The sequence below is a fragment of the Microbulbifer sp. ALW1 genome, from assembly GCF_009903625.1.
GTDB lineage: Bacteria > Pseudomonadota > Gammaproteobacteria > Pseudomonadales > Cellvibrionaceae > Microbulbifer.
Genome location: NZ_CP047569.1, coordinates 2,258,102 through 2,267,500 on the forward strand (window position 1 = coordinate 2,258,102; position 9,399 = coordinate 2,267,500).

The following is a 9,399-nucleotide window of genomic DNA, read 5'->3' on the forward strand; positions in this document are numbered from 1 at the left end:
AGCTTCGTTCCCCTCTCATTGTTCCCCTCCCATCGTTCCCCCCCTTAGTTTGCCGGTATTAAAACGCCGCCGCATAAAATCTGACCAGTTCCGGTCTGTAGGACAGCTTTCGATTAGCCGAGTCTGGATATGTCCTTCATAATGGCGCACAGGTCAACAATTGTGGGCTGCACACTCTACGAAGAGTGATCAAATACAGGCTCGAAAGGGAGTAGCCAGGCCTGGCGACATTTAAAACAGAGAAAGGCTTACCTTATGGATGCCATTTCCTACTGGCCCCTTGTGGGTGTCCTTGTGGTTGCTGCGGGTTTTGCCCTGCGGATGAATCCTCTGCTGGTGGTGACCCTGGCGGGTCTCGCAACGGGCACCGCCGCCGCTCTGCCGTTTACCAACATACTTGAAGCCCTCGGTGAAGGCTTTGTTCACACCAGAACACTCTCCCTTATCCTGGTTCTGCCACTTGCCGTAGTCGGCCTGCTGGAACGCAATGGTTTGCGGGAGCAGGCCGCTCGCTGGATATCCCGGTTCAAAAGCATCTCCGCCGGTCGTCTCCTGGCTCTATACCTGTTTGTCCGTGAAACCAGTGCGGCACTGGGTTTGACCAGTCTGGGCGGGCATCCGCAAATGGTGCGACCTCTGCTTGCGCCGATGGCAGAGGGCGCTGCGGAAAAATCCCTGGGATCTCTGAGCGACGATGAGCGTCAGAAGCTGCACGCCATGTCTGCCGCGACCGACAACGTGGGCCTTTTCTTTGGTGAAGACATTTTTGTGGCCTTTGGCGCCGTTGTTTTGATGTATACCTTTTTGGCCGAGCGCGGCTATGAAGTTGAGCCCATCCATATTGCACTCTGGGGTATACCGACGGCGCTTTGCGCATTGATCATCCACGGTATCCGGGTGTTGCGCCTGGATCGTCAGTTGGCTAAGGCGCGCAGCGCCTCCAGTGTCTCCGGTACCTTTACTGCCGCCACGACCGACGTAAACGTCGCGCCGGAGGGGCAGTAATCGTGCTGAAAATTGAATTCTTTTACGCCATTGCTGGATTGCTTCTGTTGGCGAATGCGGTGCTGACCGCGCTTGACCGCACTCGTGCCAAACGCTGGCCGACGGCCATATTCTGGGGGCTGTTTGGCGTTCTGTTTCTTGCCGGTGACTGGCTGCCGAGCGCGCTGAGCGGTGCGCTGGTGCTGCTCATGTGTCTGCTTGGAGGGTTTAATCTGGTAGCGGGCAAACCCGCGGTTGAGCCCGACCAGCAGCGTGCCCGGAATGGTGCCGATCGGCTCGGTAGCAAACTGTTCTGGCCGTCTCTGGTGATCCCGGGTTTTACCCTGGTGGGCGCGCTGGGTTTCCCCTTTCTTGCCAGCCACGGATTGACGCTGGTAGATCCCGCCAAGTCCACTCTGGTGAGCCTTGGGATTGCCTGTTTGCTCGCGTTTGTACTTGCCTGCCGGTATACACGGGAGGCACCCGTCCAGGGGTTGAGGGAAAGTGCCCGCTTAATGGATTCCATCGGCTGGGCCATGTTGTTGCCACAGATGCTTGCGACCCTGGGGATCCTGTTTGCGCAGGCCGGTGTAGGCGATGCGGTAGCCGACCTCGTGGGGCAGCTGTTGCCGGAAGGGCAGCGATTCTGGGCGATAGTGGCATTCGCCGTCGGCATGGCGCTGTTCACCATCATCATGGGTAATGCGTTTGCCGCCTTCCCGGTGATTACCGCCGGTATTGGCATCCCGTTCCTGGTGGTTGAATACCACAGCAACATTGCCGTGATGGCGGCAATTGGTATGTTCTGTGGTTACTGCGGGACGCTGATGACACCGATGGCAGCCAATTTCAACATCGTACCGGCGGCGCTGCTGGAGCTGAAGGACCGAAATGCCGTAATCAAGGCACAGGTGCCGACGGCACTGATGGTCCTCGTCGCGAATATCGGCCTCTTGTGGTGGTTGCTGTGAAAATATTACTGACCGGATTTGAGCCTTTTGGAGGCGAATCTATCAACCCGTCCTGGGAGGCTGTTAAATCCCTGCATGGCTACCGGGATCTGGTGGATACCCTCGAGTTGCCCTGTACCTTTGACCGGTGTTTACAGATGCTGGAGGATCGGGTCAGAACGCGGGCTCCGGATATCATTCTTGCTGTGGGCCAGGCTGGCGGCCGCCCCTCCATCAGCCTGGAAAAGGTCGCGATCAACCTCAATGAGGCCCGGATTCCGGACAATGCCGGTGAGCAGCCTCTCGGTACCCCGGTGGTGCCGGACGCACCCGCAGCCTACTTCAGTCAATTGCCTCTGAAGCGGCTGATGGCAACGCTCCAGGAGTGCGGTATACCGGCGGACCTCTCTTACACGGCGGGCACTTTTGTCTGTAATCATCTGTTTTATGGCGCCAGCCACCTTGCCCAACAGCTGCCCCAGCAGCCCCGTGTGGGCTTTGTGCATATTCCCTACCTGCCGGAGCAGGCTGCTCGCCACCCGGGCAGCCCGAGCATGGCACTTGCCACGCTTTGTGAGGCGATGAGGCTGATTTGTGATGCGCTGATTGCCGGAGGGGAGGAGATTGACCTGATTACGGGAACCACGCACTAGGACGCCGGTAGCGTTATACTCAGGACTTGCTTCCTGCAGCCTCCGGTATTCGGTGGCTACAGGTATGGATAGGCGATAAGGGCTCGGAAGCGGGCCGATAATAACGATTCGCGAGGACTAGCGATGATCCTCTCCATTGACCAGGGCACCACTGGCACCACGGCATTTGTGTTTGACGATGCCGGTAGGCTTATTGGTCGTAGCTATTCGGAATTCCCCCAGTATTACCCCCACCCCGGCTGGGTCGAACACGATGCGAATGAAATCTGGCAGGTAACCCTGAAGGTTTGTGCTGCGGCCTTGCAGCGCGCGGGTGTCGACGCCAGTGTGCTGCGGGCTCTGGGTATCACGAACCAGCGGGAAACTACGATCCTGTGGGACCGGAAAACCGGTGCGCCGGTGCATCGTGCGATTGTCTGGCAGTGCCGTCGCTCTGCGGATATCTGTGCAGAGTTACGCGGCGCCGGGGCTGAGTCCCTGGTGCGGGCAAAAACCGGCCTGTTGCTGGACGCTTATTTCTCCGCCAGCAAACTTCGCTGGATTTTCCAGCAATCGCCAGAGCTCCACCGCAGGGCCCAAGCCGGCGACCTCTGTTTCGGTACCGTGGACAGCTGGCTGATCTGGCGGCTCACCGGCGGTAAGTCCCATGTCACGGACCACACCAATGCCAGTCGAACCCTTCTGTATGACCTGGAGCGCCGGGACTGGGATGATCAGCTGTTGGCTCTGTTCGATTGTCCGCGCGCCATCTTGCCTGAGATCAAGGCGTCTGCGAGCGTGTTCGGTCAAACTGACCCCGCTGCGTTCCTGGGGGCTACCGTGCCCATTGCCGGGGTTGCAGGCGACCAGCAGGCGGCGCTGTTCGGGCAGGGCTGTACCCGCCCGGGCAACCTGAAAAATACCTATGGCACAGGTTGTTTCATGCTGGCTTTTGCCGGCGGCGAGCGCCCGCTGGTACCCGATGGTCTCCTCACGACCATTGCCTGCGGCCAAGATGGTGAGCCGCAATTTGCCATTGAGGGATCGGTTTTTAATGGCGGTGCGGCAGTGCAGTGGCTGCGAGACGACCTGGGGGTAATCCAGCAAGCGGCAGAAACCGAACAGATAGCGTATGGCATCCCGGATACCCGGGGGCTTTACCTGGTGCCGGCATTCAGTGGGCTGGGCGCCCCGCACTGGGATTCGCAGGCGCGAGGAGCGCTGTTCGGTCTTACCCGCGGCGCGGGCCGCGCTGAACTCGTGCGGGCGACACTGGAATCCATCGCCTACCAGAGCCATGAGCTGGCGGACTTGATGGCGCAGGCGCTCGGGGTGGAGCTGCAGTGCCTGCGGGTGGATGGTGGTGCCAGCGCGAATAATTTTCTGATGCAGTTTCAGGCGGACATTTCCCGCCTGCGTGTTGAGCGGCCACGGCAAATCGAGTCTACGGCCGTGGGTGCTGCACTATTGGCGGGTTTGGGTGCGGGAATATGGAACGGTGTGAACCTCCCGGAATGTCTTCTGGACATAGAGCAGGATTTCCTGCCGCAAATGGGAGAGCTACAGCGTCGCGAGCTGCTCAGTGGTTGGGGTAAGGCGGTGGCGGCATGCCGGGTGTACAAACCCTAGATTTCGACGGTTGAGTGGAGGGGGGCCTGGCGGAGGGCAGCGCCTTGTGAGCCCGAAATACTCCGATCACATTCTGCTGGCAAAATCCGGACATAACGATAAGAAGGAGAGAGCCGTGTACTTTGAATCCCGTGGTATCCGAATGCACTACCGGCGCTGGTGGGTAGAGGGCGCGAATGGTGTGGTTGTTATATCTCATGGTTTGGGAGAGCACAGTGGCCGTTACCGGGAACTGGCGCGGAAACTGAACAGTAGCGGTTACAGTGTTTACGCTCTGGATCACTACGGACATGGTCAATCTCCCGGGGGAAGGGGGGACATCGACGCGTTTTCGGATTACTCCCTTGACCTGTGCCGTTTTATCCAGCTGGTTCGATTCGAAAACACCGGTCAGCCGCTGCACCTGCTAGGACATAGTATGGGCGGCGTCATTGCCTGTGGCAGTGTGGTTCTGCCTGGTGGAGACTGCACGGTCGAGAGCCTGATTCTTTCCGCCCCGGCATTTAAAGGCAGTAAAGAACCTGGTGCTGTAGAGGTGGGGTTGATCCGGTTGCTGGAAAAGCTGTGCCCAAGGTTGCCGCTGTCGAATCGCCTGGACACCCAGTGGATCAGTCGTGACCCAGCGGTGGTAGCTGCTTACGGTGGCGACGATCTGGTGCACGACAGGGTGACGCCGCGATGGTTTATCGGGTATCAGCAGTTTCGCGCGCAGTTGCTGGCGAAGCCCGCGGCGGTGGAGGTGCCATGCCTGATGTTGCTGCCCGGGGAAGACCGCTTGGTTGACTCTGAAGTCAGTTGCTCGTGGTTTGACCGCTTGCAGGGGGATACTCACCGCCTTTGTCACTTTCCTGCGGCCTATCACGAGGTGTTCAACGAGCCCGGCACTGGCGACGAAGCCCTTGCACTACTGATTAACCACCTGAATGCGATCTCCAGGCATGGTGTTCTTCCACAGAGGGAGTCGGCCGCTGGCTGAACCCCGCCTTCCATAATTGTCGGCGGCCACCCAAATTCATCGGGTGGCCGTGAAAACCCCCAAAAAGCGTTGTACCATACGCGGTCATTTTTAACCTGCAGCCGTGGATTCCGGGGCTGTGGGCTTGTATAGAGCGAGTCATGGACAAGAAACTACTTAGCCTGCTGGTCTGTCCGGTCAGCAAGGCGCCACTGGAATACCGTGAAGAGTCTCAAGAGCTGGTGTGCAAGGCCAGTGGCTTGGCTTACCCGATTCGCGACGGTATTCCGGTCATGCTGGAATCCGAGGCCCGGCAACTGACCGTGGACGAAAAACTGGAAAAGTAACCCGGCTGACCCCAAGCCCGTGCCGGGATAGGCAGGAGATGCCATGAGTGAAGTCAGTGTTTTCAGTCGGATCATCGCCGGCGAGCTTCCAGCCCGGCGGTTCTATGAAGATGAACTCTGTGTGGTCATTGAAGACCGGTCGCCCCAGGCGCCGACACACCTGTTGATCATTCCCCGGAAACCCTTGGTCAACCTGGCCGATGCACAGATGGATGATGTACCGCTTCTCGGTCATTTGATGTGGGTGGCTTCTGAGATGGCGCGCCAGTTGAAGCTGGAAGAGGGGTTTCGACTGGTGATCAACAATGGCCGCGGGGCGGGACAAACGGTTTTTCACTTGCACATACACTTACTGGCCCAGCGCAAAATGCCCGAGGCTGGCCTTGCTGAAGACCTGTAAAAAAATGGCGATTGGCGCTGCTGCAGGCGGCACCGATAAATATTTACTGACGATGTGGAAATTGGCTGGATGAAGAGCGCACAGATACGCGAAGCATTTTTAAATTATTTTGCCGAGCAGGAGCACACCCGAGTGCCGTCCAGCTCACTGGTCCCGGGCAATGATCCGACGCTGCTATTTACCAACGCTGGCATGGTGCAGTTCAAGGATACCTTCCTGGGCCAGGAGTCTCGTCCCTATGTGCGGGCTACCAGCTCTCAGCGTTGTGTACGTGCCGGTGGCAAACACAACGACCTGGAGAACGTCGGCTATACCGCCCGTCACCACACCTTTTTTGAAATGCTGGGGAACTTCAGCTTTGGGGATTACTTCAAGCGGGAAGCGATTCAGTATGCCTGGCAGTTTCTGACCCAAACCCTTGGGCTTCCGGAAGAGCGCCTGTGGGTTACGGTACACATCAGCGATGACGAAGCCGCTGATATCTGGCTGAAGGAGGTGGGTGTCAGTGCAGATCGCTTCTCCCGCCTGGATGAAGATAACTTCTGGCAAATGGGCGATACCGGCCCCTGTGGTCCCAGTTCCGAGATCTTTTACGACCACGGTGAAGACGTCCCCGGCGGCCCCCCCGGTTCTGAAAATGATGATCTCGACCGCTACATCGAGATCTGGAATCTCGTGTTCATGCAGTTTGAGCGCTCTGCGGATGGGGAGTTGCACCCGCTGCCGAAACCCTCGGTGGATACCGGTATGGGGCTTGAGCGTATCGCTGCTGTTATGCAGGGCGTGCACTCCAATTATGAAATCGACCTGTTTCAGGCGCTGTTGAAAGCAGCGGGTGAAATTGTTGGTTGCAGTGATACGGAAGAAAAATCCCTGCGGGTTATTGCGGACCATATTCGGTCCTGTTCCTTCCTGATTGCGGATGGTGTTATGCCATCCAACGAAGGTCGTGGTTTTGTGCTGCGCCGTATTATCCGCCGTGCAGTGCGCCACGGTCACAAGCTGGGCCACAAGGAAATCTTTTTCTACAAGCTGGTTGCAGCGCTGGTTCAGGAAATGGGCGAAGCCTATCCCGAGCTGCGTGAGAAGCAGGCACTGATAGAAAACGCATTGCGCAAAGAAGAAGAGCAGTTTGCCAAAACCCTGGACAAAGGCCTGGCACTGCTTGATGACGCGCTGGAATCACTCGAGGGCACCGAAATTCCTGGAGAGCTGGTGTTTACCCTCCACGATACCTACGGATTCCCTACAGACCTGACCCAGGATATTGCCCGCGAGCGCGGCTTGACTCTGGATATGGCTGGCTACGAAACAGCGATGGAAGCTCAGCGCGAACGCGCTCGTGCCGCCGGCAAGTTCAAGCAGGATTACACTGGCAGCCTGGATATCGAGGGGGCAACAGAGTTCCTCGGTTACGAAGGCACCTCTGCTGAGGGCAAGGTGGTCGCTATCGTCAAAGATGGTGAGCAGGTAAATCAGCTGGCAGAAGGGGAGTCCGGTGCGGTTGTACTGGATCGCACGCCTTTCTATGCAGAGTCCGGTGGTCAGGTTGGTGATAGTGGCTACCTGCGCGCTGCTTCCAGCCGCTTCGAAGTCTCTGACTGCACCAAACTGGGCAGCCATCATTTGCACCAGGGCAAGCTGCTTGCAGGTTCTCTATCGGTAGGGGACATGGTCGAGGCGGAAGTGGCTGGCGATGTACGCCAATCCACAGCCCTGAACCACTCTGCAACACACCTGTTACATGCGGCGCTGCGCAAAGTTCTCGGCGAGCATGTCACCCAGAAAGGTTCTATGGTGGATTCCGAGCGGCTGCGTTTCGATTTCTCACACCCGGAAGCGGTTACCATCAAGCAGTTGCGGGCTATTGAAGCCCTGGTCAACAGCCAGATTCGCGCAAATTCTCCGGTGACTACCGAGGAAACCGATATTGAGACCGCCAAGGCCAAGGGCGCCATGGCCCTGTTTGGGGAAAAATACGGTGATACGGTGCGCGTGCTCTCCATGGGCGAGAAAAGTGATGCCGGCACCTTCTCTGTGGAGTTGTGTGGCGGTACCCACGTAAATCGCACTGGCGATATTGGTTTGCTGCGAATTGTCGGCGAGAGTGGCATCGCGTCTGGTCAGCGCCGAATTGAAGCCGTGACCGGCGCACATGCACTGGCGCTGTTCGATCAAGCTCAGCAACGCCTCGATCACACCGCCGCGCTGTTGAAGGCCCGCCCTGAAAACCTGGCGGACAAGGTGGAGCAGCTTCTGGCCAACAACCGCAAGCTGGAAAAAGAGCTCGCGCAATTGAAGACTCGCCTGGCAAGTGGCGCCGGTGGTGATCTTTCCAGTCAGGCGGTCGAGGTTGCCGGCATCAATTTGCTGGCGGTATCGGTTGAAGGGGCCGACGCCAAATCCCTGAGAGACCTGGCCGATCAGATGAAGAACAAGCTGGGCAGCGGCGTCGTACTGTTGGCTGCGCCGGGAGAGGGGAAAGTTGCCTTGGTGTCTGCGGTCACCAAAGACCTGACCGGTCGCCTGGCAGCGGGTGACTTGATGCGCTTTGCGGCCGGCGAACTCGGTGGCAAGGGCGGCGGCCGTCCCGATATGGCGCAAGGCGGCGGGGTCAATGCCGATGCTTTACCGGGTCTGTTGAAGGCGGTGCCGGACTGGGTGAAAAATAATATCAAGTGAAACGATTAGCCGAAAATGCCGTTGGCTGAGCATCTGCCGGGGGATTTTCGGCCCGTTTTCTGTTTTTTCAGTTGATTTGCCCGGTTTTTGGTGATTTAGTGCGCGACGCGCGCGCGATAGGCGGCGCGCGCTTTGGCAGTAGTAAGGAACACTAGAACGATGAGTTTGTTCGTGCAGAAATATGGCGGCACTTCAGTGGGCTCAGTGGAGCGCATTGAGGCTGTGGCCGACAAGGTGGCGGGCTTCAAAGCCCAGGGCCACGATATGGTCGTGGTGCTTTCCGCAATGAGCGGGGAGACCAATCGCCTGATTGATCTGGCGCGCCAGATTCAAGAGCATCCCGATCCGCGGGAGATGGATGTTCTGGTGTCAACCGGGGAGCAGGTCACTATTGCGCTGTTGAGTATGGCGCTTAAAAAGCGGGGCTATGATGCCTGCTCTTATACGGGTGGGCAGGTCAAGATTCTTACCGACAATGCCCACACCAAGGCCCGAATTCAGCGCATTGACGTAGAGCGTATGCGCAGGGATCTGGGCGCAGGTAAGGTTGTGGTAGTGGCCGGTTTCCAGGGTGTCGATGAAGAGGGCAATATCACGACCCTCGGCCGCGGTGGATCCGATACCACGGGTGTGGCCCTGGCTGCAGCGCTGGATGCGACAGAATGCCAGATTTATACCGATGTCGATGGGGTATACACCACCGATCCTCGGGTTGTGGATAGTGCACGTCGCCTGGAGCGCATCACCTTTGAAGAAATGCTGGAAATGGCCAGCCTGGGGTCAAAGGTTCTGCAGATTCGAGCGGTGGAGTTCGCCGGAA

The 9,399-nt window shown here is 58.1% G+C and carries 9 protein-coding genes (1 of these 9 running past the window's edge); all 9 read left to right on the forward strand.

What is annotated here, in order from left to right:
• Window positions 1–255: 255 nt before the first annotated feature.
• Window positions 256–1,005: a DUF969 domain-containing protein gene (locus GRX76_RS09290; protein ID WP_160153063.1), complete on the forward strand. Its 750-nt coding sequence runs from the start codon at window positions 256–258 to the stop codon at window positions 1,003–1,005.
• Window positions 1,006–1,007: 2 nt separating this feature from the next.
• Window positions 1,008–1,955, forward strand: coding sequence for a DUF979 domain-containing protein (locus tag GRX76_RS09295; RefSeq protein WP_201276946.1), 948 nt, complete (start codon window positions 1,008–1,010; stop codon window positions 1,953–1,955).
• On the forward strand, window positions 1,952–2,587 hold the full coding sequence (gene pcp / locus GRX76_RS09300; RefSeq protein ID WP_201276947.1) for a pyroglutamyl-peptidase I: 636 nt from the start codon (window positions 1,952–1,954) through the stop codon (window positions 2,585–2,587). Before GRX76_RS09295 ends, pcp begins: the two co-directional genes overlap by 4 nt.
• A 123-nt stretch (window positions 2,588–2,710) precedes the next feature.
• Window positions 2,711–4,195 carry a glycerol kinase GlpK gene (gene glpK / locus GRX76_RS09305; RefSeq protein WP_160153065.1) on the forward strand — a complete coding sequence of 495 codons (1,485 nt, stop codon included), beginning with the start codon at window positions 2,711–2,713 and terminating at the stop codon, window positions 4,193–4,195.
• Between the two features lie 115 nt (window positions 4,196–4,310).
• Window positions 4,311–5,171 carry an alpha/beta hydrolase gene (locus GRX76_RS09310; protein WP_160153066.1) on the forward strand — a complete coding sequence of 287 codons (861 nt, stop codon included), beginning with the start codon at window positions 4,311–4,313 and terminating at the stop codon, window positions 5,169–5,171.
• 140 nt (window positions 5,172–5,311) lie between these two features.
• On the forward strand, window positions 5,312–5,497 hold the full coding sequence (locus GRX76_RS09315) for a Trm112 family protein (protein ID WP_160153067.1): 186 nt from the start codon (window positions 5,312–5,314) through the stop codon (window positions 5,495–5,497).
• A 43-nt stretch (window positions 5,498–5,540) separates the two neighbouring features.
• Window positions 5,541–5,897: a histidine triad nucleotide-binding protein gene (locus GRX76_RS09320; RefSeq protein ID WP_160153068.1), complete on the forward strand. Its 357-nt coding sequence runs from the start codon at window positions 5,541–5,543 to the stop codon at window positions 5,895–5,897.
• A gap of 69 nt (window positions 5,898–5,966) precedes the next feature.
• Window positions 5,967–8,579 carry an alanine--tRNA ligase gene (alaS, locus tag GRX76_RS09325; protein WP_160153069.1) on the forward strand — a complete coding sequence of 871 codons (2,613 nt, stop codon included), beginning with the start codon at window positions 5,967–5,969 and terminating at the stop codon, window positions 8,577–8,579.
• 159 nt (window positions 8,580–8,738) lie between these two features.
• On the forward strand, window positions 8,739–9,399 hold the 5' portion of the coding sequence (locus tag GRX76_RS09330) for an aspartate kinase (protein ID WP_160153070.1). Its footprint extends 578 nt past the window's final position; only the first 661 of its 1,239 coding nucleotides appear in the window; it begins with the start codon at window positions 8,739–8,741; the stop codon falls past the right edge of the window.

Excerpts from the sequence above, each read along its gene's own strand:
- GRX76_RS09290 (WP_160153063.1), top strand. The coding sequence starts at position 256 with ATGGATGCCATTTCCTACTGGCCCCTTGTGGGTGTCCTTGTGGTTGCT.
- glpK (WP_160153065.1), top strand. The coding sequence starts at position 2,711 with ATGATCCTCTCCATTGACCAGGGCACCACTGGCACCACGGCATTTGTG.
- GRX76_RS09315 (WP_160153067.1), top strand. The coding sequence starts at position 5,312 with ATGGACAAGAAACTACTTAGCCTGCTGGTCTGTCCGGTCAGCAAGGCG.
- GRX76_RS09320 (WP_160153068.1), top strand. The coding sequence starts at position 5,541 with ATGAGTGAAGTCAGTGTTTTCAGTCGGATCATCGCCGGCGAGCTTCCA.
- alaS (WP_160153069.1), top strand. The coding sequence starts at position 5,967 with ATGAAGAGCGCACAGATACGCGAAGCATTTTTAAATTATTTTGCCGAG.